Source organism: Ereboglobus luteus (assembly GCF_003096195.1).
Classification (GTDB): Bacteria; Verrucomicrobiota; Verrucomicrobiia; order Opitutales; family Opitutaceae; genus Ereboglobus; species Ereboglobus luteus.
Map to the genome: position 1 here is coordinate 1,089,412 of NZ_CP023004.1, position 26,175 is coordinate 1,115,586.

Annotated in this window: 23 protein-coding genes; 13 read left to right on the plus strand and 10 right to left on the minus strand. The window is 60.5% G+C overall.

Annotated elements, in window-relative coordinates:
- The first annotated feature begins 11 nt into the window (after positions 1-11).
- The 4 genes from CKA38_RS15280 to CKA38_RS16710 are packed head-to-tail and all read left to right on the plus strand — an operon-like array spanning position 12 to position 2,799.
- Positions 12-551, plus strand: a complete 540-nt coding sequence (locus CKA38_RS15280; RefSeq protein WP_152032665.1) for an RNA polymerase sigma factor — start codon at positions 12-14, stop codon at positions 549-551.
- A 12-nt stretch (positions 552-563) separates the two neighbouring features.
- Positions 564-1,508: a zf-HC2 domain-containing protein gene (locus tag CKA38_RS03985; RefSeq protein ID WP_108824335.1), complete on the plus strand. Its 945-nt coding sequence runs from the start codon at positions 564-566 to the stop codon at positions 1,506-1,508.
- A gap of 26 nt (positions 1,509-1,534) precedes the next feature.
- Positions 1,535-2,686 carry a DUF4097 family beta strand repeat-containing protein gene (locus tag CKA38_RS03990; protein WP_152032666.1) on the plus strand — a complete coding sequence of 384 codons (1,152 nt, stop codon included), beginning with the start codon at positions 1,535-1,537 and terminating at the stop codon, positions 2,684-2,686.
- Positions 2,665-2,799 carry a hypothetical protein gene (locus CKA38_RS16710; RefSeq protein WP_257791569.1) on the plus strand — a complete coding sequence of 45 codons (135 nt, stop codon included), beginning with the start codon at positions 2,665-2,667 and terminating at the stop codon, positions 2,797-2,799. Before CKA38_RS03990 ends, CKA38_RS16710 begins: the two co-directional genes overlap by 22 nt.
- Positions 2,800-2,959: 160 nt before the next feature.
- Here CKA38_RS16710 and CKA38_RS03995 read toward each other — a convergent pair whose 3' ends face one another.
- A complete protein-coding gene (locus tag CKA38_RS03995; RefSeq protein WP_236919146.1) occupies positions 2,960-3,547 on the minus strand; it encodes a DUF192 domain-containing protein in 588 nt (195 codons plus the stop codon).
- A gap of 57 nt (positions 3,548-3,604) precedes the next feature.
- On the opposite strand from CKA38_RS03995, the gene CKA38_RS04000 reads away from it, so the two are divergent.
- From CKA38_RS04000 to CKA38_RS04015, 4 genes are all read left to right on the plus strand, one after another.
- A complete protein-coding gene (locus CKA38_RS04000; RefSeq protein WP_108826400.1) occupies positions 3,605-4,744 on the plus strand; it encodes a M24 family metallopeptidase in 1,140 nt (379 codons plus the stop codon).
- Positions 4,745-4,857: 113 nt separating this feature from the next.
- Complete coding sequence (locus CKA38_RS04005; RefSeq protein ID WP_108824337.1) at positions 4,858-5,838, plus strand: bifunctional heptose 7-phosphate kinase/heptose 1-phosphate adenyltransferase; 981 nt, start codon at positions 4,858-4,860, stop codon at positions 5,836-5,838.
- A 58-nt stretch (positions 5,839-5,896) separates the two neighbouring features.
- Positions 5,897-6,352: a hypothetical protein gene (locus CKA38_RS04010; protein WP_108824338.1), complete on the plus strand. Its 456-nt coding sequence runs from the start codon at positions 5,897-5,899 to the stop codon at positions 6,350-6,352.
- 108 nt (positions 6,353-6,460) lie between these two features.
- Positions 6,461-6,994 carry a D-glycero-alpha-D-manno-heptose-1,7-bisphosphate 7-phosphatase gene (locus tag CKA38_RS04015; protein ID WP_108824339.1) on the plus strand — a complete coding sequence of 178 codons (534 nt, stop codon included), beginning with the start codon at positions 6,461-6,463 and terminating at the stop codon, positions 6,992-6,994.
- Between the two features lie 35 nt (positions 6,995-7,029).
- On the opposite strand, the gene CKA38_RS04020 is transcribed toward CKA38_RS04015, so the two are convergent.
- The 3 genes from CKA38_RS04020 to CKA38_RS04030 form a co-directional block, all read right to left on the minus strand.
- Positions 7,030-8,358, minus strand: a complete 1,329-nt coding sequence (locus tag CKA38_RS04020; RefSeq protein WP_236919147.1) for a DNA recombination protein RmuC — start codon at positions 8,356-8,358, stop codon at positions 7,030-7,032.
- Positions 8,359-8,388: 30 nt separating this feature from the next.
- Positions 8,389-8,676, minus strand: coding sequence for a DUF167 domain-containing protein (locus CKA38_RS04025; RefSeq protein ID WP_108824340.1), 288 nt, complete (start codon positions 8,674-8,676; stop codon positions 8,389-8,391).
- 119 nt (positions 8,677-8,795) lie between these two features.
- The gene (locus tag CKA38_RS04030; protein WP_161554715.1) at positions 8,796-11,570 is read right to left on the minus strand and encodes a TonB-dependent receptor domain-containing protein; all 2,775 of its coding nucleotides are present in this window, start codon (positions 11,568-11,570) and stop codon (positions 8,796-8,798) included.
- A 382-nt stretch (positions 11,571-11,952) separates the two neighbouring features.
- On the opposite strand from CKA38_RS04030, the gene CKA38_RS04035 reads away from it, so the two are divergent.
- Complete coding sequence (locus tag CKA38_RS04035) at positions 11,953-12,342, plus strand: hypothetical protein (protein ID WP_108824342.1); 390 nt, start codon at positions 11,953-11,955, stop codon at positions 12,340-12,342.
- A gap of 80 nt (positions 12,343-12,422) precedes the next feature.
- Here CKA38_RS04035 and CKA38_RS04040 read toward each other — a convergent pair whose 3' ends face one another.
- Positions 12,423-13,370: a DUF4097 family beta strand repeat-containing protein gene (locus tag CKA38_RS04040; RefSeq protein ID WP_108824343.1), complete on the minus strand. Its 948-nt coding sequence runs from the start codon at positions 13,368-13,370 to the stop codon at positions 12,423-12,425.
- 135 nt (positions 13,371-13,505) lie between these two features.
- On the opposite strand from CKA38_RS04040, the gene CKA38_RS04045 reads away from it, so the two are divergent.
- The gene (locus tag CKA38_RS04045; RefSeq protein ID WP_161554716.1) at positions 13,506-15,392 is read left to right on the plus strand and encodes a heparinase II/III domain-containing protein; all 1,887 of its coding nucleotides are present in this window, start codon (positions 13,506-13,508) and stop codon (positions 15,390-15,392) included.
- Between the two features lie 33 nt (positions 15,393-15,425).
- Here the strand turns inward: CKA38_RS04045 and CKA38_RS04050 are convergent, their stop codons facing one another.
- On the minus strand, positions 15,426-16,814 hold the full coding sequence (locus tag CKA38_RS04050) for an FAD-dependent oxidoreductase (protein WP_108824345.1): 1,389 nt from the start codon (positions 16,812-16,814) through the stop codon (positions 15,426-15,428).
- 242 nt (positions 16,815-17,056) lie between these two features.
- Between CKA38_RS04050 and CKA38_RS04055 the strand changes: the two genes are divergently transcribed.
- The gene (locus CKA38_RS04055) at positions 17,057-18,502 is read left to right on the plus strand and encodes a Gfo/Idh/MocA family oxidoreductase (RefSeq protein WP_108824346.1); all 1,446 of its coding nucleotides are present in this window, start codon (positions 17,057-17,059) and stop codon (positions 18,500-18,502) included.
- Between the two features lie 21 nt (positions 18,503-18,523).
- Here CKA38_RS04055 and CKA38_RS04060 read toward each other — a convergent pair whose 3' ends face one another.
- Positions 18,524-19,444: an AraC family transcriptional regulator gene (locus tag CKA38_RS04060; RefSeq protein WP_108824347.1), complete on the minus strand. Its 921-nt coding sequence runs from the start codon at positions 19,442-19,444 to the stop codon at positions 18,524-18,526.
- A gap of 66 nt (positions 19,445-19,510) precedes the next feature.
- Between CKA38_RS04060 and CKA38_RS04065 the strand changes: the two genes are divergently transcribed.
- Entirely contained in the window at positions 19,511-20,962 is a 1,452-nt protein-coding gene (locus tag CKA38_RS04065; RefSeq protein WP_108824348.1) for an arabinose isomerase, read from the plus strand.
- A 12-nt stretch (positions 20,963-20,974) separates the two neighbouring features.
- Here CKA38_RS04065 and CKA38_RS04070 read toward each other — a convergent pair whose 3' ends face one another.
- Entirely contained in the window at positions 20,975-22,489 is a 1,515-nt protein-coding gene (locus CKA38_RS04070) for a UDP-N-acetylmuramate--L-alanine ligase (protein ID WP_236919148.1), read from the minus strand.
- 124 nt (positions 22,490-22,613) lie between these two features.
- Here CKA38_RS04070 and CKA38_RS04075 point away from each other — a divergent pair, with 124 nt between their 5' ends.
- Positions 22,614-23,195, plus strand: a complete 582-nt coding sequence (locus CKA38_RS04075) for a MarC family protein (RefSeq protein WP_108824349.1) — start codon at positions 22,614-22,616, stop codon at positions 23,193-23,195.
- 366 nt (positions 23,196-23,561) lie between these two features.
- On the opposite strand, the gene CKA38_RS04080 is transcribed toward CKA38_RS04075, so the two are convergent.
- On the minus strand, positions 23,562-23,930 hold the full coding sequence (locus tag CKA38_RS04080) for a DUF2262 domain-containing protein (RefSeq protein WP_108824350.1): 369 nt from the start codon (positions 23,928-23,930) through the stop codon (positions 23,562-23,564).
- A 224-nt stretch (positions 23,931-24,154) separates the two neighbouring features.
- Positions 24,155-26,071, minus strand: a complete 1,917-nt coding sequence (gene htpG, locus CKA38_RS04085) for a molecular chaperone HtpG (RefSeq protein WP_108826403.1) — start codon at positions 26,069-26,071, stop codon at positions 24,155-24,157.
- Positions 26,072-26,175: the final 104 nt, after the last annotated feature.

Consider the following 26,175-nt stretch of genomic DNA (forward strand, 5'->3'; position numbering starts at 1 on the left):
ACCATGCGCTCATGCTCGCCGTGCGCGACGGCGACATCGACCGGCTCGGCGAGCTCTTTGAGCGCCATCATCGCCGCCTCTACGCGTTTTGCGCGCAACTCACGCGCCAGCCCGCCGCCGCGGAGGACATTGTGCAAAACGTCTTCCACCGCATCCTCAAATACCGCCACACCTATCGCGACAACGGCAACTTCACCGCGTGGATGTATCACCTCGCGCGCAACTGCGCCGCCGACTTTTTCCAGAAACAATCCACCGCTCCCGTGCCCGTCGATCCCGGCGATCTGCACGCGCACGCCTCGTCCGAGTCGCCGCCCGACGCGCGCGCCGCTCAAACCGACGATCTCGCGCTCCTGCGCGCCGCGCTCGACCGGCTCCCCGTCGAGCACCGTGAAATCATCGTCCTTTCCCGCCTCCAAAACCTCGGACATCGCGAAGCCGCGCGCATCCTCGACTGCTCCGTCGGCGCCGCCAAGGTCCGCGCGCACCGCGCATTAAAAGCCCTGCGCGAAACCTACCTCGCGCTCCGCCAAAACCCGCAACCACTTTAACAACACACCGCCATGAATTGCCAACGCATCCAGGACGAATGCCTCATCGAGGCCCTGCACGACGGCTCGCTCCCGTCCGCGACAGCCGATGCCGTGCGCGCCCACCTCGCCGCCTGCCCGGCCTGCCGCGCTCAACTCGCGGAGCTCGAAACCATCACCGCGCAACTCGACCGCCTTCCGGCTCCCGCCGCGCCCTCGCAGCGCATGCGCGCCAGTTTCGACGCCATGCTCGCCGCCGAAAAAGCGCTCCAGAAAAACAACCGTCTTAACAATCCGCGCCGCGTTTCGCGCCTCGACACCTTTTTCGCGCGCCTTTTTCCGCGCCGCCCCGTGTATCAATTCGGCGCGTCGCTCGCGCTTCTTGCGCTCGGTCTTTTCGTCGGCGCGCGTTTCCTCACACCGGCTTCAACGCCGGGCGCCGGCCCGGAAACGCCCGCGCCCAACTCCACCGCCATGGAGCTGGCCGAGCTTCGCGAGCAAGTGAACAACATGGGCCGCCTCGTCACCTATTCGTTGCTCCAGCAGAAATCCACGAGCGAACGCCTGCAATCCGTGCTTGCCACGCTCCAGCTCAAATCGCCCGACCGCCAGCTTCTCACCGACCTTGTCGGCACGCTTGCGTTCGATCCGTCCGTCAATGTCCGGCTTTCCGCGGTCGAGGCGCTCGCGCCGCACACCGGCGAGGACCTCGTGCGCGCCGGCCTCATCGCCGCGCTCCCGCGCGAAACCGCGCCGCTCGTGCAAGTCGCCATGATCGAACTCCTCGCCTCCGCCCGCGACACCGAGGCCGCGCCCGTTTTTGCCAGGCTCATGCTGGACGACCGCGCCGACCCCTCCGTCCGCGAAACCGCGCGCCGCGCCCTCGCCGTGCTCGACTCGCCGCACGCACCGGCCCTTGAACCGGCGCACGACCACAATCTTTCGCACACATCCACCGACACAAAAACAACCACTTGAAAACCGCAGCCCCGCTGCAATTTGCCATGAAAACAAAAACCGCATTCCTCCGCGCGCCGCTTCTCGCCGCCGCCATCGCCTGTTCCGCAGCCTTGCTTCCCGCGCAGGACGCCTACCGCGAGCTCGGCGCCACGCCGCCGCTCGCCGCTGAAGCCAGCCCCGCGAAAAAAGCCAGCTACAGCAGCCAGCCCGGAAAAAACACCACCACCGCGCGCATTTCCTTCTCCGACCGGAGCAAGCCTGGCACGTTAAAGATCAACATGACCGTCGCCGAAATCGGCATCGAGGGCACGAGCGGAAACGAAATCATCGTCACCTCCTCGCTCGACCAGAAAGGCGCGCCCAAGACCGACGACGATGGTTTCCGCCGCCTCGACCAGGAGCAGGCTTTCGAGCTCGTCGAAAAGGACAATGTCGCCACGCTTCGCATCGCGGGAGGCAGCCCGCGGTCTGCGGCCGGGGCGGAGTTCAAAATCAAGGTTCCGCGCAACACCAACCTTTCCATCAGAACGCAATCCGTCGAGGGTGTTGAAATCGACGACATCGACGGCGATATCGAGGTGAACAGCACCAACGGCGAAATCAGCCTTGAAAACGTCAGCGGCTCCGTTGTCGCCAACACGATGAGCGGAAAAATCGACGCCGAGTTCAAGCGCGCCCCGCAAAAACCCGTTTCGCTCACTTCCATGAGCGGCGCCATCGAGCTTTCCCTGCCGCCAAAAAGCGCGGCCAACCTCCGCATGCGCACCTTGAGCGGCGCCATCCGAACCAACTTTCCAGAAAGCGCGCTCAAGACGACCACCGAAACGCGCGCCGACGCCAAGGCAAGGAAGGTCAGCATGCAAGTCACGCACGACGGCGACAGCGGCGTGACGGTTGTCACGAGCAATTCCGGTGACAGTTACGCTTTCTCGACGACAACCGGCGAGGTGCAAATCCCCCGCCCCCGGCCCCGCCCGCCGCGCCGAGTGATGGCGAGCTCGTCGAAACCATTATCGAAACGCGCAAGGCGCAGGCATTTGATTACGCCGACAAAGGGCTCGCCGCCGCCCAAAAAGGCATCGCCGCCGCAATTCAGGCGATCGATGGAATCAAGGGCCTCAGCGACGAGGAAAAAGAACTCATCAAGCGCAAGATCCAAGCCGGTGGAAACGCCATGCCGCGCACGGTTCGCGTAACCGGCATGCCCTCGGTCGGCGGCAAGACGATCACCGGCGCGCTCAACGGCGGCGGCATCGACATCCAGCTCACCACCATGAGCGGTCCGATCACGCTCAAGCAGGAAAAGTAATTTTTCCAAGGCACCAAAGGTGCGCGAGACGAGATCCCGCAACGTGAAACCTGTCAGAACTGAGCGCGTTGCGCTTTCAAGCAGGTAGGGCGAACCGTCCCCGGTAAGCCGCGCAATTTTGGTTTACCGGGGACGGTTCGCCCTAGCCAAAAGCCCGCTCTCACCGCGCCGCCTCGTCTCGCAAGCCGTAGTTTTCAGGCTTAAAACCGCGCGCTTCCAGCGCCTCCCCGAGCGCCTTCAAGTCGAGTTTTGCGCCGGCGTCCGATGTCATCGACGGGGCCGGTTTCACGCCGTGGCGCTCGAACCAGCCTTGGTTCATTTCGAGCGCGTAGTGGATATCCGTGCGCGCCGAGGTCACCGAGGTTTCGTCGAATGGAAACATCTGGCGCACTTCGCGCAGCACGCCGTCTTTTGTGAAAAATCCTATGTCCAACGGGAGCGGGGTGTTGCGCATGTAGAAGCCCATGCGCTGGGGGTATTGATAGACAAAAATCATCCCCTGGTCCTCCGCGAGATCGCGACGCCCCATTAGGCCGCGACTGAGTTCGCGCATGTTATTCGGTTGCTCCACAGCGAGTTGCATACGCACGGGCTGATCGCCCACGCTTATGGTGAAATATTCCGAGGCCGATTTTATCGCCTTTGGAGCAGCTGCCGTCTTGCCATCCTTGCAGCTTGTTGCCAGAAAAAGGGTCGCTGCTGTCACAACGATCCTCACAATAACAGAAAGCATATTTGCGTTTTTCACGATATTTGTGGGTAATCGGTGTCCCTTTTAAATTCAATTCCCAATCACAAAATCCACATGGCTACTCCCACCTCAAAACTCCTCTACGCGGCTTCCGCCAACAATCCAGACCAGCTTTATTTCGGACGCGTCAGCGTGCCCGATCCGTTTATCGCGTTTTCGATCGCGGGCAAAAAATACGCCATCGTCAACGCGCTCGAATACGCCCGCGTCAAGCGCGACTCCGCCTTTGACGTCGTGCTGCCCCTCGAAACCTACGCCGAGAAGGCGATGGAGCGCTTCGGCAAGTTCGGACGCCTCTCGCCCGCCGAAACCATTGCCGTGATCGCCGCCGAGTTCGGGCAAAAATCCTTTCTCGTGCCCGAGGATTTTCCCGCCAGCCTCTACGCGCGCCTCTCGATTCTGCACGGTATCAAACTCGAGCCCGTCAACGGCCCCATTTTCCCCGAGCGCGAAATCAAGACGCCCGCCGAGGCCGCGAAAATCAAGGAAGGCAACCGTTGCGCCGCGGCAGGCATCGCCGCCGCCGAAAAAGTGCTCAAGGAAAGTAAAATCTCCAACGGAAAACTCACGTGGCAACGCAAGCCGCTCACCTCCGAGCGCCTCAGGACCGCCATCGAAATCGCCTGCCTCGAGGCCGGCTCGCTTTCAATCGACACCATCGCCGCGGGCGGCAACCAGGCCTGCGATCCGCACCACGGCGGCAGCGGCGTGCTCCGCGCCAACCAGCTTATCGTCGTGGACGTGTTCCCGCGCGTGCAGGCGACCGGCTACCATGGCGACATGACGCGCACGTTCCTCAAGGGCCGCGCCAACGACTTCCAGAAAAAACTCGTCGCCACCGTGCGCGAAGCCCAGCTCGCTGCGCTCAAGCTCGTCAAGGCGGGCGTCAACGGACAAGTCGTGCACCAGGCCGTCAACGACACTTTCTCCAAACACGGCTACAAAACCGAGCGCACCGAGAAGGGCGCCACCGGCTTTTTCCACGGCACCGGCCACGGACTCGGCCTCGCCGTGCACGAGGCCCCGCGCGTGAGCACCGTCGATTACGTTTTGAAGGCGGGCTCGGTTGTCACCATCGAGCCGGGTCTCTATTATCCCGGCCACGGCGGCTGCCGCATCGAGGACGTCGTGCAAGTCACCGACGCCAAACCCAAGATGCTCTCCAGCTTCCACTACAACTGGGAAATTAAATAAATGCGGAATGCGGATTTCGAAATGCGGAATGAAAACTGAAATCTGGAAATCCGCGCGCATATAACGCTTGCGTCCGGCAATTCCGCATTCCGAAATCCGCATTCCGCATTCGTATGATCACCACTGCCACCGCCACCGCGCTCCTTAAAAAAATCGCCGGCCTGCGAATCCTCGTCATCGGCGACGTGATGCTCGACCACTATATTTGGGGCGACGCCACGCGCATCTCCCCCGAGGCTCCCGTGCCCGTCGTGGACATCGCGCGCGACACGCACACCGCCGGCGGCGCGGCCAACGTCGCACTCAACATCGCCTCGCTCGGCGCGCGCTGCACCGTGGCCGGATTTTTTGCGGACGACGAGGCGGGCAAAAAACTCACCGAAATCCTCGCCGGTCACGACATCGCCACCATCCGCACACCCGGCGCCGGCGCCACAATCCTCAAGACGCGCGTGCTCGTGCAGCACCAGCAACTCTGCCGCCTCGACCGCGAAAACCCGCCCTCGGCCTACGCAATTCCAACCGGAAAAATCACCGCGCTCTTTCGCGACGCGGTCCGCGCCCACGACGCCGTTGTCCTTTCCGATTACGCCAAGGGCATACTGTCGGACAAACTCGTCGCCACCGTCACCAAGATTGCGCGCCGCGAGGGCAAGATCATCGCACTCGACCCGAAACCCAAGCGCGCGCTCGCCTTCCGCGACCTCGACCTCATCACGCCCAACCGCAAGGAGGCGCTCCAGCTCGCCGGCGTCGAACCCGAGGCGGGCACGCCCTTCCCCGCGGCCGAAGTCTGCGCCCGCCTCTACAAACTCTACCGCACCCGCAACCTCGTCATCACCATGAGCGAGGACGGCATGCTCCTTTCGAGCAAGGGCAAGATCGGCAAAACAATCCCCACCGCCGCGCGCGAAGTGTTCGACGTGTCCGGCGCGGGCGACACCTCGCTCGCCGCGCTCACGCTCGCCCTCGCCGCCGGCAGCTCGCTCGAAACCGCCGCGCAATTTGCCAACATCGCCGCGGGCGTCGTCGTCGGCAAGGTCGGCACCGCCGTCGCCAGCCCCGCCGAAATCCTCGCGCGCGCCGGGAAATAGCCCCGCCATAATTCGCTGGCTCTTTTTTGCCGCGCGCCCCTCACTACCAACACACCGAATGAGAACCGCACTCCTTTTCCTCCTTTCCGCGCTGGCCATTGCCCTCGCGTCCGGCTGCGCCTCCGGCACGTCCAAAAGCGCCGCCTACAACATCATCCCCGCCGGGGCCCACGGACGCGAAACCTCATGGACCCCCACCGAGGGCGACATCGCCACCCTGGAGAAAAAACTCACGCGCCAGTTCAGCATGCCCGACAAAATGGTCATCTCCGGAATCGCCGAGGGCCTGCCCCCGTATTCACTTTCCGAATACAACATTCGCTACACCGGCACCGGCCCCGTCGAAAGCCGCTACATTCTCGGCGAGGCGGTTCACAAAAGCCTCCCGGAGGCAGCCACGCTTCTCACCGACAACCGCTATGTGATGCCCGAAAAAGGCGGCCCGCGCTACTTCACCGTCATGTATAAGCCCGCCGAGGAGCGCATCGTGGCCGTGCGCTTCAATGGAAATTAAATAGTGTGATTTAAGAATATAGAAAGAGACAGCGCCCCCTCCGAAAAACCAACGGCGCGGCTGCGCCCCTCCGACTTCTTAATTCATAATTCTTAATTCTTAATTTTAATGAAGGCCCTGTTTCTCGACCGCGACGGCACGCTTATCATCGACAAGCACTACCTCCACGATCCGGAAGGCGTGGAGCTTTTTCCCGGCGTGGCCGAAAGCATCGCGCACGCGCGCAAACTCGGCTACCGGCTTTACCTTATTACAAACCAGTCCGGCATCGGGCGCGGTTATTACACCGAGGCGGACGCCGTTCGTTGCAACGAACGCATGGAGCAGCTCATCGGGCTCGGCTCCCGGCCGCTCTTCGCCGAAATCTGCATCGCGCCCGAAACACCCGAGCAGCCCCAGCGCTATCGCAAACCCTCGCCGCGTTTCATCCTCGAGATGATCGCGCGCGACAACCTCGACCCCGCGCAATGCTGGATGGTCGGCGACCGCGACGCCGACATCGACGCCGGTCTCAACGCAAAAATCCACCCCGCCGCGCTCTGCACCGGCAAACTCACCCGCGCCGACTGGGCTGCGATTCCCGCCTATCGCGACGTGCCCGTGTTCGACGACTTCCCGGCATTCGTGCGCACGCTGGAATAACCCGGTTTCGCGCGCGAAACCGATTTTCCGAAACCTCACTCGCGCTTGCTGATTTCTCGCGGGGCGGTTTCCACCTGCGAGGGATCGGCCAGTTTCTTCTGCCCCTTCGCGCCAAGCTCCTCGAACTTTCGCGCGCCGGGCAGCACGCTGCCCTCGAGCGAACCGACGGCGGCGTTGTAGCTTTTGGTCGCGGCATCAAGCCCGCGGCCCACTTTGCCCAAATGGTCGGCAAACGTCGCAATGCGGTCATACAACTCGCGACCGAGCCGGCTGACTTCCTCGGCGTTTTTCGACACTGCCTCCTGACGCCATCCATACGCGGCGGCCTTGAGAAGCGCGATCAAAGTCGTGGGCGTGGCGAGCAGCACTTTTTTTGAAATCGCGCGATCCAGCAGCGTGTTGTCCGTCTGCAGCGCGGCCGTCAAAAAGTGATCCCCCGGCACAAACAAAACGACAAACTCGGGCGCGGGCTGGAACTGTTGCCAGTAATTTTTCGCGCCAAGCTGGTCGATGTGTGTGCGCATTTTTTGCGCATGCTCGGCGAGTTTCGACGCGCGCGCGTTTTCGTCCGCCGCATCAAGCGCGTCGCGATAGGCCTGCACCGGCGTCTTCGCATCGACCACGATGCGCTGCCCGCCCGGCAAGCGCACCACAAGGTCGGCGCGCAGTTTCTCGCCGTCGCCCCCGGTGGCGGTTTCCTGCTCGGTGAAATCACAATACGAAAGCATGTCGGCAAGCTCAACCACGCGGCGCAGTTGGAGCTCGCCCCAGCTTCCGGCGTAGGAAGTGGAGCGAAACGCATTCGACAACTTGAGCGTTTCCGCCTGCAGGCGGGTTTGCGCGGTGTTGAGCGATTCGAGCTGCTGGCCGAGCTGCCCGTAGGCGTTTGCGCGCTTTTGCTCAAGCTCGCCGATCTTGGTGTCCACTTTTTCGAGCGATTCCTTGAGCGGCTTGACGAGCGAGTCGATCGCCTGCTGGCGCGCGGCGAGGTCGCCCTCGGCCTTTTGCTGGTATTGCTTGAGCGCTTGCTGGGCGAATTGCACAAACGCGTCGCTGTTGCTCTTCAGCGCGTCGGAGGAAAGCGCCTTGAACTCCGCGGTCAGGCGCGCGTGCGCGTCGTTGAACGCGGCGATTTTTTCCGCGGCGGCGGCGCGCTCGCCCGCGAGCGTTTTTTCAAGCGCGATGCGCTGCGCCTCAACCTCCGCAAGCCGCGCAAGCTCGGCATCGCGCGCGCGCAACCGCTCGACAAGCGCGGCACGCTGTCCGCGCGCATGAAGCCAGGCCAAAAGCGCGCCCGCGATGACGCCCAAGATTGCTGCGAGGATAAGGTATGCGATCACGATCAGCCCAGCGTTGCGCTTCACCGTGTTTTGGCAACCAAGGAACGCGACCGCTCACACCTTTAGCCGCGCGCGCGCCTCGTCCAGCGAAAGCCCGTCAATTTGGACGACCTTCTGGCGGGACTTCCCGCCATGCGCGACCGAAACCGCGCGCTTTGGCAGGTCCAGCGTCTCCGCCAAAAATTCGCACAGCTCCTCGTTGGCGCGCCCCTCAAGCGCGGGCGCGCGCACCTTGACCTTGAGCGCGTCGCCGAGCCACCCCGCCACCTCGTTGCGAGGCGCGTTCGGAATGGCCTTGATCGCGAGTTTGCAGGAGGCAGCGGATGGCGGTTGGGTGGACATTTTTGCGAATCAGTTTCCGCAAATACGAGCAGTCTTCGCACGCCTCGGCAACACGACAAAGACGGTCTGTCGGCATATTTTTGTAAACAGACCGGTAACTTTATGCGGTGTTTTGTATATTAGAATTTATAGCTTACGTCGGCGTAAATGACACGTCCGTAGGCGCCATAGGTTCCAATGTCCGCGTAGCTGTCAAACCATGTCCATGTCGTCGGGGGCATTTTATTGAATGCATTATTACAACCAAGACGAGCAGTCAGTCCTTTCATAACGCCTTTGCGGAATGTATAGCCGACAGCCAGGTCGATGCTCGTGTAGTCATCAACTTTTCCGTATTTTTCGGCACTATAAACCTCGTGCATTTTGGGGATGTAGGTTCCGAACAGAGAGGCATTCCAATCTCCATAGTTCCATGTTACTCCAAAGTTGGCACGCCAGCGCGGGATGGAGCCGGCTTCCTCAAAGCCGTCCGATGTGGTGCCGGCATAATCATATTTCATAACTCCATTATAATAACGGTTATACCATGTGCCGACGACCTGGAACCCAAATTTGCCTGCGGCTTGCGTGTTCAGGTCGTAACGAACGGAGAAATCGACGCCGTCCTGCATCGCATAATTGGTGTTTTCATTCACATTAATGTAATATAAATCGTATAATGACTGACCGTTGGAATGGTATGATCCCGATATCTGGCCCGGATCGGTAACGGGGGTTCCGCTAAAACCGCCAAAATGCACAAATTGGGCATAGCGTGAAGCGGTGCCGTTTAGCTCAACATCCTCAAGAATTTTTTCTAGGGGCATCGCACTGCCTATCAAGTTGGTGCGTTTGATATGAAAATAAGTCGCCTCCAACTCGAGGCCTTTCACCGCCTTGGGTGAATAAACAACGCCGATGTTGAAACTTTTGCTCTTTTCCGGTTCCAAATTCGGATTGCTGCGATCCAACTGAAACGCCTGACACCTGTCATTGCCAATTGAGCCGCCGCCATGCTGCGCCACGTTGCGAATAACACTGGTGAAGCCGACAGAATCGGGCGCGGACAAGTTGTAAAGCGCCGGCGCGTTAAACGATTGCGAATAGGTGGCACGGAAAGCCAGTTCGTTGTTAATCGGAAGGTAACGCAGCAATATTTTCGGAACAACGGGATCATCGGTGTCGTTGTATTTTTCATAGCGCAGGGCGAAGTCCATTTCGAGCGTGTGCAAGCCGGGAATTTTTTGCGCCGGACTGGTTATCGGCACGCGCAGTTGCAGGAAGCTGGAATAAATATCACGGGAGTCCCTGAACGGATTCCCGCCCGTGGCTCCGTCCCATTTGACCGGATTACCGTAGAGAATATCGCTTGTGTCGCTTATTGTATAGCTACCCTCATCGTAATTGCCGTCGAGTGTTTCGTGACGCATCTCAACGCCAACGGCGATTTGTATCGGACCCGCTGGCAGTATATTATGGAAGGTGCCGTTCACACGGAAATCCATTGTGAACAGCGAGCTGTGGGCTCTTTGCCAGGCGGTGCCAAAAATACCTGCCTCCTCGAAGCCACCGTGAGCTTGCTCGACCGCAAACAGATTTATAATTCCGGAGTCAACGGCCGCCGTAAGCGCGTCACGATCAATGACGCCCGTCTGTTTTTGTTTCTGCGAAGCCTTGTTATAGTTGGCGGCGCCTTCCCAGTGCCAGTCGGCGTTGATGCGTCCGCGCGCGCCGCCCAGCAGACGTAGCGAGTTGGTTGTTGTTTTGTAGCCTCGCGAGTAATCCACAAAACGGTTTCTCGGCGCCGCCTCGGTGTCGAACGGGTTTTGGGGATGATTCGCATTGGCAACACCGTAGCCATCGGTATTGGTCGCGCCGTAGGGCATTGAAGTGATCGGCTGACCGGCGAGTTGCGAGTAGGTCTTGACGTTTGAAAACAGAACGTCGCCGAAATAAGTGAGATTGGCGTTATACTTGTGCTCCAGTGAAACCGTGCCTGCGGCCCTTTCACTTCCGTTGATCAGGGTAACATACGGCGACAGGTTGAAGTTCTCTCCCACAGTCACGTCATCTCCATGCGACTCGAGAGTATAGTATCCGGCGGCGATAAGCTGATCCGCCGTCATGTTGCTACCGGTTGGCGGAGTATTTTCCGCAACAGCCTTATACCAATTTCCGGTGGTGGCTGATGTCGCGATATACACCGCGCCAGGCAGACTGTAAGTCATGTTCGACATGTCGGAGGAAAACGGCCTTTCATTCTGATACAGCGGATCGCTCTTCAGCCATTCAAAGGAAACCGTAAGGCTCGTCTTGCTCAACTGCGCGCCGGCGACCGCGCGCACGGAGCGTTCCTCCCAGTGACCGGAGCGCGTCGCGAACTTATAGTTCCCGCCGACTTCGAGGCCGGTGTAGTTTGTCTTGAGTATGACATTTACCACACCCGACACCGCATCCGCGCCGTAGATCGCGGACGCGCCGTCGCTGAGCATTTCGATGCGCTCCACCGCCGAGAGGGGAATGGAGTTCACATCCACAAATGTGAAACCGGTCAGCGCCGCAACGGGCGAATGGGCCGCCCGGCGACCGTTGATAAGCACAAGGGTAGGCTCGCTGCGCAGGCTCAGCATGGAGCCGCCGTTGGTCCAGTTACTGGCTATGTTTGAGTTGTTCGAACCGATGTTGGCGCTACCGACAAACTGCGGTGCCTGTTTGCGCAACAAATCCAGCATGTCTCCGGAGACACCGGTGTTTTCGATATCCACACGGCTTATGATGCGCACCGGCACAGCGGGCGCATCCGCAGCCCAAGGAATGTGGGATCCGACGACATATCTGTCCATCATGATGATATCCCCTTCGGGAACGGCGGAGCCGATTGTCGCGGTCTGCGCCGGCGCCTGTGTCAAAGCCATAAGCAAGGCGCTTCCGGCGGTCAATAATTTGGCAAAACACATGAAGTGGCTGCCTGTGCAGGTGTTCGTTTTCATCGTTGGGTTGCTTGGGACCTGCGCATCAAAAAACACGCGGACAGCACGTGCCCGACGCGCAGAAACAGGGTTGATAGTGTTCAGTTATATGCGGCAAAGGGGATTGGGTGGAGGGGCGAACCGCCAAGCCAGACGATCCGCCCATCGCGGCGACCAAGATTGCCGCTGCTCCGAGTAAATTAACCAGAAGTTACGGGCAAAGCGACAAGTGCAATCACCCGCATTTCTAGAAGCCCAAGAAGTTCAAATCCTTTTTCACACCAGTGGTTGCGCTCGTGAAACATAATTCATTTATAGCACGCCACCCGTGAGCAGTTCCAAGATAGCCGAAACCGTGGGAGTTCATATACCCAAAAATATTGTGCGCATAATCGAGGCGCGCGCGGAGGCTATTGGGCATAAAAAAAGCCGCTATGCGGCCATGATCATCAAGTGGTGGATGGATCAAGGCGCTCCCGCAGTGAGCCATGTTGATCAAACCATGCGTGCCGAAGTCATGACCCGGTTTGTCCCAGTAGGCACATCAGATGAGAGTTGCACGGAAAATAACAATCTCGAGCCAGATACAAAAACGTCCGCTTGTTTTAATAATGAAACCTTGGAATCCGAAATTGAGCTCGGCGTTTTGAAAATTGTGAACGGAGACGTCGTTTTTATCAAATCGAGCCGCGCTTCATCAGGAATCCAAAAACAATAAGCGGGTCGCCAAGCCAAGCGACCCGCTTTGATGAAACGGCGGCCCTCAAGCGGCCGCGGCATCTCAAAATACTTCCGAAATTATCGCGTCTTCACCTCGATATCGCCGCCCGAGGTGCGAACCTTGACCAGCGGTCCGCCGCCGTTGATTCTGCCCGACAGGCGGTTCTTGCCATTGCCACCCGCAAGCAGGGCGATTTGCAGGTTGCCTTCGGTTTTCACACGCCCGCCTTTTGTCACTGCGTCCACCAGCAATCCGGACGATTTGCCCAGCTTCAATTCCACATCGCCGCCGGAAGTGCTCAGCGAGCACTCGCTCGTCACCTCGGAGAGGACGGCCTCAATGTCGCCCCCGCCTGTGCGCGCAGTGATCGCGCCCGAGGCTCCTTTTATCTTGATATCGCCTCCGCTTGTCGTGATCGCCAAATCACCCGCCACGGCGCCCGTCTCGATGTCGCCGCCGCTTGTTTCGAGCGTCGCGTTTTTTGTGCAACCCGCGAGATCCACATCGCCGCCGCTTGTGTGCGCGCTGACAATCCCGTCGATCCGCCCGAGCTTCACATCGCCGCCGCTCGTGCGCACCTTGATCGTGCCGGCAAGGTCGCCCACGAACACATCGCCGCCGGAAGTCGTCACCGTGGCATCGCATGCGCGCGGCACGGTGACATCGAACTCCACGCAAACCGGCGCGCGCCTCAACGTGGCCTTTGTGTATTTCGCCGACGCGCTCACCGAGTTGCCCGACTGCTCCATGACGAGGTCGAGCGATTTCGCAATCTCATCGGCCTCGGCCTCGCTCTTCGCCCGCGGGAAAATTTGCCGGGCGACAATTCGCACACTTTGAACATCGCCCGGCTCGACGCGCACATTGCCGCCCGACGTCGAGACGGAAAGTTTCGCGCCAGATTGAACCGAAAATGTTTTTTCGACAGCGCGCTCGATTCTGGCCGACGCGACAGTGGAAAAGAAAGCGAGGGCGCAGGCCGTCGCGAGAAACAGAGTTGTTTTTTTGGAAGTAAAAAAGTTCATGTCCCATCAAACACGCCGGGCCGCCGGAAAGTTACACGTCTTGTGAAAAAAGTTTTTCCGCCGCCGCCACGCCGCGCATTATTTTCGCGCTCGTTATTGGCTGGAAAAACAATGCCGCCAGTCTTTCATGCGCGCATGAGAAAACCCCTCGCCGCCCTGTTTTCGTTTTTGCTTTGCTCCTTGTTTTTCCCGGCGGTCGCAACCCGCGCGGCAGCCGATGATCCGTTGTTAACGCTGCGCAAGGAGCACCCGCGCCTTCTTTTCACCGCGCGGGACTGGGCGGTGTTCGACCGGCGCGCGCGCAATCGCGCCAACGATCCGCAATTCGACGCGCTTCTTGCGCAACTCGAAAAAAACGCACGCGCAATCCTCGGCGCTCCGGCGCTCGAGCGCAAACTCACCGGACGCCGCCTGCTCGGCGTCTCGCGCGAGGCGTTGCGCCGCGTGCTCACACTCGCCGTCGCCCATCGCTCGACGCAAAACGATGCGTTTCTGCAACGCGCCGAGCAGGAGATGCTCGCCGCCGCGTCGTTCGATGACTGGAACCCGTCGCATTTCCTCGACGTCGCGGAAATGACCGCCGCGCTCGCGCTCGGTTACGACTGGCTCCACGAAAAACTATCCCCCGAAACGCGCGCAATCGTTCGTCGCGCAATCGTCGAAAAGGGACTCCGCGAGGGGATCGATTCGAAGCTCCGGCGAAACAGCTGGCACCGGCAGGAAAACAACTGGAACCAAGTCTGCCTCGGCGGGCTTTCCCTCGGCGCGCTCGCGGTTGCCGAGGACGAGCCCGCGCTTGCCCGCGACATGCTCAAGGCCGCGCGTGCCGGCATCGTGAACGGACTGCGGCCCTACGCGCCCGACGGCGTTTATCCCGAGGGGCCGGGCTATTGGAGCTACGGCACGGCGTATCAAGTGCTCCTCGTCGCCGCGCTCGAATCCGCGCTCGGCACGGATTGGGATCTTTGCGCCAGCCCCGGATTCCTCGCGAGCGCCAACACGCAACTCCACCTCACCGGGCCAACCGGCAAACAATTCAACTTTTCCGACTGCGGGCTCCAAAGTTTTTTCGATCCGATTTTGTATTGGTTCTCCGGAAAACTGAACAACCCCGTCCTCGCCGCGCCGCCAAACTTGAAATCGCGGGAACGGTTTCTCCCGCTCATCGCGCTCTGGTGGCCGGACGCCGGGCTTGCGCCGCCTAACACCGAGCCGGGCCTTCCGCTCGCATGGAAGGGCGAGGGCAAAAATCCCGTCGCGGTGTTTCGCAGTTCGTGGACCGATCCGAACGCGCTCTTCCTCGCCTGCAAAGCCGGCGCGGCCAACGCCTCGCACGGACACATGGACGCCGGCTCGTTCATCCTGGAGGCCGACGGCGTGCGCTGGGCAATCGACCTCGGAATGCAGAACTACGAATCGCTTGAGTCAAAAGGCATGCGCATTTTCGGACGCACACAAGACGCGCAGCGCTGGACGGTTTTTCGCATGAATAATTTTTCGCACAACACGCTCACCATCGACAACCAGCCGCACCGCGTTGGCGGGCGCTCGGAGTTTTTGCGATTTTGGCGTGATGGAATAATCATGGCCAGCGAGGACAAATCCAGCGGAGTGGAAATCGACCTTTCCCCCGTGTTCGCGGGTCAAGTCGGCAGTGTGCGTCGCGAAATCAGCTTTCAGCCGAAGTCGCGCACCGTCTTCATCAAGGACTCAATCGAGGGCGCCGCGCCCGGCGCCGAAATCCGCTGGGCCATGGTGACAAAAGCCCAAATTCAACTCAGTCAGGACAACAGCGGAGGCCACGCCCTTTTGACACAAAACGGAAAGCAGTTGCGCGCGTGGGCGGGCAACGTGGACGGCGAAAAACGCGAGTTCGAAATCATCCCGGCCGGGGCCTCGGTCAAAAACAATTACGACGCGCCAAACCCAGGCACGCGCATCCTGATCGTCCGCGCAAAAGCGTCCGCCGGGGGAAGCGCCGTCATCGCGGTGGAACTGCGCGCGGGCGAGACGCCTCGTTGAGTTTGCAACACTCAATGCGCGCGCGTTTCCGCATCAGGACAGCTTCGCGCCTTGCGACAAAAGACGCTCGCGAATCTCCGCAAATGGCACGCGCGCCGGGGTTGTTTGGCCAAGCGCGGCCAACGCCGCCGCCACTCCCCCGCCCTGCCCGATTGCCATTGCGATTGGCGTGACACGAAACGCCGCCGACGCCTCGTGTGTCGCGCTGATGCAGCGCCCCACGACAACCAGGTTTTCCGGCCGCTCCACGAGAAGGCTGCGCAGCGGTATGCGATACGCGCTGTCGGGGCGCAGGTGCGTGGTGGTCGTGACCGCCGCGCCGTCCGCGGAGTGGATGTCGATTGGATACGCGCCCAGCGCAATCGCGTCCTCAAAATCGCGCGCGCCGAGTATGTCTTCGGCGGTGAGCACATGCAGTCCGCGAATGTGCCGGCTTTCGCGCACGCCGATTTTGGCGGCGGTGTCCATGCGGATGGCCTTCGAAAAACCCACCGCGTGCTTGCGCAAAAAATCAAATATCCGCGCGCACTGGCGGCGGCCGGTCATCCCGGCCTTGCCCAGCGCAAAAGGGTCGGTCGCATCAAGCCCGGTGATGCGCGAAGTGTTCACGATCACAACGCCGGGCTCGGCCGTCTCGAAGAAAAGCACTTGGTCGCGCGGAACATCCACCTCGCCGCGTTCGCGCGCGGCCTTCCACGCGCCGAGGAATCCCGCCAGGCTGATGCGCGGCGAGGTCCGCAAGCGGCGCGCGCCCTCCTCCGGCCCGCGCGGATGCCAGAGAAAATCCTCCGGATGCGCGAGCGCGTAGGCGCGAATCGCGGCGGTATCAACATTGGCGAGCTTGAGGTTCATCGTCATCGGTTGCGCCGCGCCGTCTTTTTCCCGGCCAAGCTGGAACGGCACGCCCGCGCGCGCCGCGAGGTCGCCGTCGCCGGTGGCGTCGACAAACACCTTCGCGCGAATCGCGGTGAGCCCGGCCTTGTTGCACACGATAATGCGCGCGATGCCGCCCGCGGCATCGGTTTCAACCGCGGCGAGTTGCGTGTGATAAAGCATGCCGCAGCCCTCATCGGCCAGCATGGTTTCGAGCTCGATCTTGAGCGCCTCGCTGTCGAACGGCGTGACGGTGCTGCAATAAGTCGTCGTGTCGGCGATGTGCCCCGTGCTCGCGCCGCGCTCGCGAAGCCGCCCGATAATCTCGTCGGGAATCCCGCGCACCACCTGCTCCCCGGCGGGATTGTGAAAACTCATCATCGGCCCCACGCCCATCGCCGTGAGCGAGCCGCCGGGAAATCCCTGCTCCTCGACGACAAGCACCCGCGCGCCACAACGCGCCGCCGCGATTGCCGCGACACTTCCCGACACGCCGCCGCCGACAACAACAACATCAAATGCGGGACCTTCGTTTACTGGTAATTCCATGATGAATATCAAATTTTCAAAAGACGATGCCCCGCGCCCGCCGGAACTTCAACGGCAACCGACTGGATTCCTTTGGCATCCTCAGAACCCCGCGCCGCCCGGACTCCGCCCCCGCGCGCGGAAAAACAAACCTGCCGCATTGACCGGCGATTACAAAAGAGGTTTCTTAAACGCTTCGTTTCTATTGTTACCTGTTGCACCCGACACCCGCCTCATAATCTTTCACTACCAACATCATCCCCATGAGCACCCAACACAACCACTCGCGTCGCGACTTCCTCAAAACAACAGCCCTCGCGGGGCTGGGCATCGGCCTCGCCGGAATGGCACCCTCCCGCGCGGCCGGCGCGGAACCCGGATTCGGCGCCGTGCGCAGCCGCGCCAAAAACATCAGCCAGACACGCCGCCGCCCCGCCGGACAAAAACCCGTCCATTCCCTGACTACCACGCCGATTGAAAAAGTTCGCGTCGGGCTCATCGGCTGCGGGGGCCGGGGCGGCTCGCTGCTCAAGGACCTGTTGAACATCCCCTTTGTTGAAGTCACCGCCATCTGCGACGTCCGCGAGGAACGCGTCGCCATGATGCTCAAGCGCGCCGGGGACAAGGGGCAGACCCCGAGAACCTATTCCGGCGGCGACCGCGCCTGGGAAAACCTCCTGCGGCAGGACAACATCGATGTCGTTTACGTCGCCACGCCCTGGGAATGGCATTGCGAAATGAGCGTCAAGGCGATGGAGGCGGGCAAGCACGCCTTCGTGGAAGTCTCCGCCGCCGTCACTGTTGACGAGTGCTGGAAGCTCGTGGACACCTCGGAAAAAACCCAGCGCCACTGCGCGATTTTGGAAAACTGTTGTTACGGCCGCAACGAACTCTTCGTGCTCAACATGGCCCGCGAGGGTGTTTTCGGCGAACTCACGCACGCCGAGTGCGCCTACATCCACGACCTGCGCGGCATGCTCTTCAAACTGGGCACCGAGGGCGACTGGCGCCGCGAATACCACAAGACCCTCGACGGCAATCTCTATCCCACGCACGGCCTCGGCCCCGTCTGCCAATACATGGGTATCGGGCGCGGCGACCAGATGAAATATCTCGTCTCCATGAGCTCGCCCGAGGCCGGCCTTTCCAAGTGGCTCAGGGAAAAGAATCCAAACGACGGGCGCCACGCCGGCGAGAAATACGTCTGCGGCGACATGAACACCACCCTCGTCAAAACCGAGCTGGGCCGCTCCATCATGATCCAGCACGACGTGATCAGCCCGCGACCCTACAGCCGCATCAACGCCCTCAGCGGCACCGGCGGCACGTTTTTCGGCTACCCAAACCGCCTCGCGCTCGATGATCCGAAAAAATACAACCTCAAGGCCAAGAGCAGCCACGGCTGGCTCAAGGACGACGATTTTAAGGTCATGCGCGAAAGGTTCGACCATCCGCTCTACAAACAATTGCAGGAACGCGCCAAGAACAGCGGCCACGGAGGCATGGATTATGTCATGAGCTACCGCCTGCTTGATTGCATCCGCAAGGGTCTCACGCCCGACATGACGGTTTACGACGCCGCGCTCTGGAGTTGCATCCTCGAACTGTCGGCAAAATCAGTCCAGGAAGGCAGCCTCCCCGTCGGCATCCCCGATTTCACCCGTGGCGATTGGAAAACCATCAAGCCCCTCGGCATCGCGACAACCTGAGCCCCGGTGCCAACCCAAGCCCTAGCCGGCGTTCGCCTTGTCATGGTTCACAAGATTGCGCCGCCATGCGCGCGGCGAAATTCCGTGCACTTGCTTGAAGGTGGCCGACAGGTGAAAGGCGGAGCTGAAGCCGAGCTGGGCCGCCGCCTCATCAAGGGTTGTGTCGGTCGACGCAAGCAGGCGGCGCGCGTGCGCCATGCGCAGATTTATCACATATTGCCAGGGGGCATAATTTGTATGCTGCTTGAAAGCGCGCCGCAAATGCGAGTAGGCCACGCCGAGTTTTTTGGACAGCTCCCGCACATTCACCGCCTCGGTGTAACGCTCGGCAAGGATGCGCTCAAGCTGGCCGACCGAATGGCTCAGGCGCGTGGGGGGCGCATTCTCAATCCGGCCCGCCTGCTCCCACGCGGCGAGGACGGCGTAGGCCGACGCGCTGCGCGCCGGGTCGTGCGACGCGCCGTTTTCCCTTGAGTGCGAGTGCAGGCGTTGCAACGACGCCTCCATTTCAGTCGCGAGCACGTTCGCGCGCACGGATTGGGCGGCATTGATGATTTTTTTCGAAATCAAGCGCGTCACGAGCGGGCCGCGCGCCTCCAGCCAGCTCTCCACCCAGCCGGTCTGCGGGTCGGGCTGGTAGCGGTGCCAGACGCCGGGCAGCAGGGCGAACGCCGCGCCCGGACCGACTTCGACCAGCCCCGTCTGGCGGGTTTCAAACCGTCCGCGCCCCTCCTCAATGAGGACGATTTGAAGCGCGTCAAGGACGCGACCGCGCGTCCAGTTCAGCGCGTGGTCGTCGGGATGCGCGGACATGGGATAACGGGCGCCGGGCGGAATGCGGGTGAACCCCGACGCGGTCACCGCCAGCCCCCATATGTTCATTTCGGGCGGCGTTGCGAAGTAGCGAAAATAATCACGGGCGGTTTTGTCAGGGGTGGACATTTTTTATATGAAAAAAAGCAATAAGACAATTCACAACGCTGTGTCCACACGCTAAGCTTCGCAACCATGAATCCACCGAATGCTCCCCAAAATGCGTCCACGCTTCGAATCGGTTTGTTTGGCATTGGTCTGGACGCCTACTGGCCCCAGTTTTCCGGACTGAAGGAACGGCTTGAGGGTTATTTGGCGCGGGTCGCGCAAAAACTGGCGCGTCCAAATGTCGAGGTGGTGAATGTCGGCCTCGTTGACAATGCCGACCGGGCGCGCGAGGCGGGCGGCGAGTTGCGGCGCGCGGATGTGGACTTGATCTTTTTGCATGTCACCACGTATGCGCTGTCCTCGACGGTGCTGCCGGTCGTGCAGCGTGCGCGGGTGCCCGTGATCGTGCTCAATCTCGCGCCCGAGCCGGCGATCGACTACAAAACTTTCAACAACATGGGCGATCGCACGCGGATGACGGGCGAGTGGCTCGCGCATTGCGCGGCGTGCCCGGTGCCGGAAATCGCCAATGTTTTCAAGCGCGCGGGCGTGCGGTTCCACCAAGTCACGGGCGTGCTTGAGAACGACCCCGTGTGCTGGTCGGAGGTCGACGCGTGGGTGGAGGCCGCGCGCGTGGCCGCCGGCATGGCCGGGAACCGGCTCGGATTGATGGGGCACTATTACGGCGGCATGCTGGACATTTATTCGGACGTCACGCTGCAATGCGCGACGTTTGGCACGCATGTCGAAATGCTCGAAGTCGAGGAGCTGGTTGCGCGCCGGCGCGAGGTCGCCGCGGATAAAATCGCCGCGCGCGTGGCGGAGTTTCGCGAGATATTTGACGTGCAGCCCGACTGCGGCGACGACGCGCTCGCGGAAGCCGCGCGCACATCCGTCGCGCTCGACAAGCTGGTCGCGGATTATCGCCTGGGCTCGATGGCGTATTTCCACAAGGGCTCCGGCGTGAAGGAATGCGAGGACGCGATCAGCTCAATCATACTCGGCACGTCGATGCTGACCGGTCGCGGCGTTCCCGTCGCGGGCGAGTATGAGGTGAAGAACGCGCAAGCGATGAAGATCATGGATTTGTTTGGCGCGGGCGGCTCGTTCACGGAATACTACGCGATGGATTTCGCGGACGATGTCGTGCTCATGGGACACGACGGCCCGGGGCACATAAAAATCGCCGAGGGCAAAACCAAGGTGCGCCCGCTCACGGTTTACCACGGCAAGGTCGGCAGCGGCATTTCGGTCGAGATGGCCGTGCGTCACGGGCCGGTGACAATGCTCGCGGTGGTCGAGACGGGCGACGGCAAAATCGGCCTGCTCTGCGCGGAAGCGGAGTCGGTGCCGGGACCGATTCTCGCCATCGGCAACACAAACAGCCGCTATCGCTTCAAGTGCGGTGCGCGCGAGTTTGTGAATCGCTGGAACAGCCACGGCCCCGCGCATCACTGCGCGGTTGGCGTCGGTCACATCGCGCAAAAGATCGAAAAACTCGGCCAGTTGTTGCAGATGCCCGTGGTGCGGGTCTGCTAAGGGCAGTCCGCGTCACGCCGCCGCCTTCGCGTATTTTGCGATGATGCCGTCGAAGCTGCCGTTGCTGAAAAAGATCACGGCACGCGGATTCGAGGGATCTGCCGGAAGCGTGGCGGCGGTGAGTTTTTCGAGAAGCGCGATGTTGCTCGAAAACGCCCCGGCGCGGATGTCGCGCGCGGCGAGTTGTTGAATCACAGCGGCGGTGTCGAAGCGCTCGTCAGCTGAAAGTTTTTCGGCGCGGTTAACCGGGCCGAGATAAACTTCGTCGGCAAAAACAAGTGTGGCGGCAAAATCGTCTTGCAGTGCGCGCGTGCGCGCGGTGTTGCTGCGCGGTTCAAAAACCGCCGTGAGCGTTGCGCCGGGAAAACGGTTGCGAAATGATTTTAGTGTTTCGGCAATCGCGGTCGGATGATGCCCAAAATCCTCAACCACGGTGAGCGCGGGAGTGGCGACAAGTGTTTCCTGACGGCGTTTCACTCCGCGAAAGCGGGCGAATGGCCCGGCGATGTGAAGACTCTCTTTGGGTGGGGCGAAGCCTCCGGTTAAGCCGAAATTGTTAGGAAAAACTAACGCTTGCGACTCAGCCGGAGGCTTTGCCCCGCCAAGGCTTAGCGCCGTCGCCACGGCCGCCATCGCGGCATTGCGGGCATTGTAAAGGCCGGGCGTGGCCATGCGGATTTTTGTCCACTCGGCACCGTTCCAGAGAAGCGTGAAGGATATGCCGTCCGCGTCCTCCGAAAAGTCGGCGATGCGCACAAAATTATTCTCGCCCGTGCCAACACCGAGGATTTTGCACCAGGTCACTTTTTCGACGACTTCGCAAAGGTTGGCATCGTCTCCATTAAAAACGATGGCGCCATTGCCCGGCACGAGGCGGGTGAGGTGCGTGAACGTGCGTTTCACGTCGGCGAGATCGCGAAAGATGTCGGCGTGGTCGAACTCGAGGTTGTTGAGGATGGCGACGCGCGGCGCGTAATGGATGAACTTGCTGCGCTTGTCGAAGAACGCGCTGTCGTATTCGTCGCCCTCGATCACAAAAGGATCGGCGGGCGCACCGAGGTGGTTGCCGACGGGCGGATCCTGCGGAACGCCGCCGATGAGAAAGCCGGGATCGCATCCGTTTTCCCGAAGGAGAAACGCCGTCATCGCGGTGGTGGTGGTTTTGCCGTGCGTGCCGCAGACGACGATGTTGTCGCGCCGGGCGAGGATGTGATCGTGCAGCAACGCGGGGAGCGACGTGAAGGGAATAGCGCGCCCGGCGAGAAGCCATTCGACCTCGGGATTGCCGCGCGACATCGCGTTGCCGATCACGACGAGATCGGGCGCGAGTTTTTCGAGGCGCGCGGGATCGTAGCCCTCGTGGAGCGAAATGCCCGCCGCCGCGAGCACGGTGCTCATGGGCGGATACACGCCGGAGTCGGCTCCGAGCACCTCGTGCCCGGCGGCGCGCACAAGCAGCGCCGCGTTGCCCATCGCCGTGCCGCAAATGCCCATGAAGTAAATTCGCATGATGCCATGTATGCGCATGGATTTTTCGGGATGTGTCAAAGTGGAAGCGGTGTCCCGTCGCTTGTTTTTATAAAACGGCGGGGGAACGCGCCCGCCTCCACTTTGGTTTGCCCTTGGCGCGCGTTTTGTGATGATTCGCGGCATGATTGAATTGGCTGAGAAATTTCTTAAGGCATTCATTCCGCTTTTTGTCGCGATGGACCCGATCGGGCTTGCGGCGCTGTATCTCGGTTTCACCCCGCTCATCCCCATGGAAAAGCGCAAGCGCATCACGCGCCAGGCCATCCTCACGGGCGCGGGCGTGGCGTTGTTATTTTTGTTTCTCGGACAGGCGATTTTTCGCGCGCTGTATATCACGCCGGGCGATTTTCAAATCGCCGGCGGGCTTATCCTGTTGATCCTGGCCGCCCGCGATCTGCTCACATCGAGCGAGTCGGCGCCGCAAACGCTTTCGGAGGATTTTGGCGTGGTGCCGCTGGGCATGCCGCTCATCGCGGGGCCGGCGGTGATCGCGACTTTGTTCATCTGCGTCGACATGGTCGGTTTTGTGATGACGCTTGCCGCGCTCGCGGCGAATCTCGCGCTCGTCGTGCTCGCGCTGGCGTGGAGTGACAAACTCGGAAAACTGATCGGCATCACGGGCATGAAGGCGATTTCGAAAATCATCTCCATGCTCCTCGCCGCAATCGCCATCTCAATGATTCGCCAAGGGCTCAACTCATGAGCATGCGCACCACGCAATGCGCGCTTCCGGGAAGTGTCATTGGGGCCGTGTGTTTTCAGTAAAACAGCAACCTTCGAATCGGTAAAAAAAGTTGGCCGGTCGCCTACCCCTAAGCGACCGGCCATTTGCTTTCTTAGTTACCCCAAAACTCCCGCTATGCGGGAGAAGTGAAATTGATAAGCAAAGAAGATTAAATTCAGGTGTCTTCGTCAACAAGAAATTGAAATGTTTTTTCAATTAAAAGTTAATTCATTCATTACCAATGAATTAAAGTGTAATTATTTTTGACCCATTTCATGATACTCATGCTGATACAGTCATTTTGGAGGTGCAACGGGCTTCTAATCCAACCTTTTTTCTTATCAGTTACCCGATGATGTCTGCAGAAGTTGGGGTGCCATCTTCGACTGAGACTTCGATACTATGGCCGGCGAATAATCCTGCATCGTCGAAATATACCACGGAGGCCCCGACTTCGTCGAACAGGTGAATGCTTGGGTTGGTCAACATGTGGGCAAATCGCTTCTCATCCACGGTCCCAATGCTCTCATCAAGCCAAGTGTCATTGTAGAGAGAGCACAATTCTTTGGCGGCAAATGCGCGAAGCTCCGGCAATCGTTTGACCAAGCTTTTGTAGTGTTTGACCGCCGTGACTGAAGGTTTTCCGTCTTTCAGATATGGCCCATCCATTATGCGCACGGGAACGTTATCAAAAGTTAACTCGATATTAGGCATCGTATTTTTCTTCTGGTTAGCAGTGACATTAGGCCAAGGCGGTCGAGGGGAAAAGGAGTGGGTTTATGGACGACAACGTTTTTGTTGTCGCTGCGAACGTCAACGGTCGAATTGCATCCGAACACCGGGCGCGACGAAGTCGTCGCCTTGTCCAAGAGACGAAAACTCAAGGACTGCGAGGCTTCGCCTCGTCCGCCGGCAGGAAAGCCGCCACTCCGTTATGCTTACGCGGTCTCCAGCAGCTTGTAGATTCGCGCGACCATTTTGCTGGCGTCGTCGAGGAGGCCAGCGCTGATGAGGGCGTTGTCCAGGATTTGCTCGGCAATCAACGCGGCTTTTTCGGGCGCGGTTTTTTGCGCGTCGGCAAGGCGCTTGATCACGGCGCTGCGCGGGTTGACTTCGAGATTCACCTTGAGCGGGGGCTCGGCGGGGATTTCGCCTTCCTTGCCGTCGGTTCCCGCGGCGGCTTGCTGCTGGCGCATGGCGCGCATCATGCGGCGCATGTGCGCGGGCATGGGGTCGGCGTTGAGCGCGAGCGCGGGCGAATCGGTGAGGCGGTCGCTCGACTTCACCTCGGCGACGCCGCGCGCGGCGAGCGTCGTCTTGAGCCATTCGACGAGGGCGGCGGTGTCGGTTTCGGAGAGCGCGTTTTCATCGGCGGGCGGCTTGGGCGCGTCGGGAAGTTTCAGGTCGGCGCTGTCGGCGGAGACGAGTTTTTTGCCGTCAAATTCGCGGACGTTGCTCATCACGTAATCGTCAACGGCCTCGTAGCAGTAGAGGACTTCGAGGTTGCGCGATTTGAAGCCCTCGATGTAGGGGCCGCTTTCGATCGATTCGCGGGTGGCGCCGATGAGGTAGTAGATCTCGGTTTGGCCTTCCTTCATGCGCGAAACGTAGTCGGCGAGCGAGGTGGTCTTGCCTTTTTCGGTGAGCGAGGATTCGTAGCGGAGGAGCTTGGTGAGTTGCTCCTTGTGCGTGAAGTCGAGCGCGGCGCCCTCCTTGAGGAAGATGCCGAACTGGGCGTAGAGGTCGGCGTAGGCGTCGGCGTTGTTTTGCGCGAGTTCGTCGAGGTGCTTGAGGAAGCGCTTGGTGATGACCTTGCCGAGTTTGTCGATCAGCGCCTTGTCCTGCATGGTTTCGCGCGAGATGTTGAGCGGAAGATCCTCGCAATCGACGACGCCCTTGAGGAAGCGGAGCCATTCGGGGAGGAGGTCTTTCGGGCGCGAGTCGATGAGGACTTTGCGGCAGTAGAGCGCGACGGAGGGCTCGAGGCGCGTCATGCCGAAACGCTCGGGGTTTTCGTTGGGCACGAAGAGGAGGGCGTTGATGGCGAGCGGGGCGTCGGCGGAAAAGTGGAGGTGCGTGCGCGGCTCGTCCCAGGCGTGGGCTTGGAACTTGTAGAACTCGGTGTATTCCTCGGGCTTGATTTCGTTTTTGTTGCGCAGCCAGAGCGCCTGGACGGTGTTGATGCGCTTAGTGTTGAGGTTGACCGGGAAGGAGACGAAGGCGGAGTAGTGCTCGAGGATTTGCTTGATGCGCGACTCGCCGGCGAAGTCGGCGCAATCGTCCTTGAGCGTGATGGCGATGGAGGTGCCGCGCGGGGTGTCGGCGGGCGCGGTTTCGATGGTGTAGGAGCCGGAGCCGTCGCTCGACCAGGTGTGCGCGGGCTCGTCGGCGCGCCATGAGCGCGAGGTGACGCGCACATGCTTGGCGACCATGAACGCGGAATAGAAACCGACGCCGAACTGGCCGATGAGGTTGGCGTTTTTCTGGCCGTTTTCACCGAGCGCCTTGAGGAAGGCCTTGGAGCCGGAATGCGCGATGGTGCCGAGGTTTTCAACAAGCTCGGCGCTGGTCATGCCGAGGCCGTCGTCGGCGATGGTGATGGTTTTTTCGTCAGCCTTGTCGTCGGTGGTGATGTTGACCTCGAGGGGGCGCTGGTCGTCGGGGAGATTTTTTTCGGTGAGCTGGAGGTGGCGGAATTTTTCGAGCGCGTCGGAGGCGTTCGAGACGAGCTCGCGCACGAAGATTTCCTTCTCGGTGTAGAGCGAGTGGATGACGATATCGAGGAGCTGCTTGATCTCGGCCTGGAACTCGAATTTTTGCGGTGCGGTTTGTGCGTCGGTTTTTTTGTCGGACATGATGCGAATAATGCGTGTTGAGTTGTTGTGTGTTTGGTTTGTGAAAGTGTCGAAAGAGAAAAAGGATTTTAGCCGCGCACGGAAAAAATCAAGAGCGGGGTTTG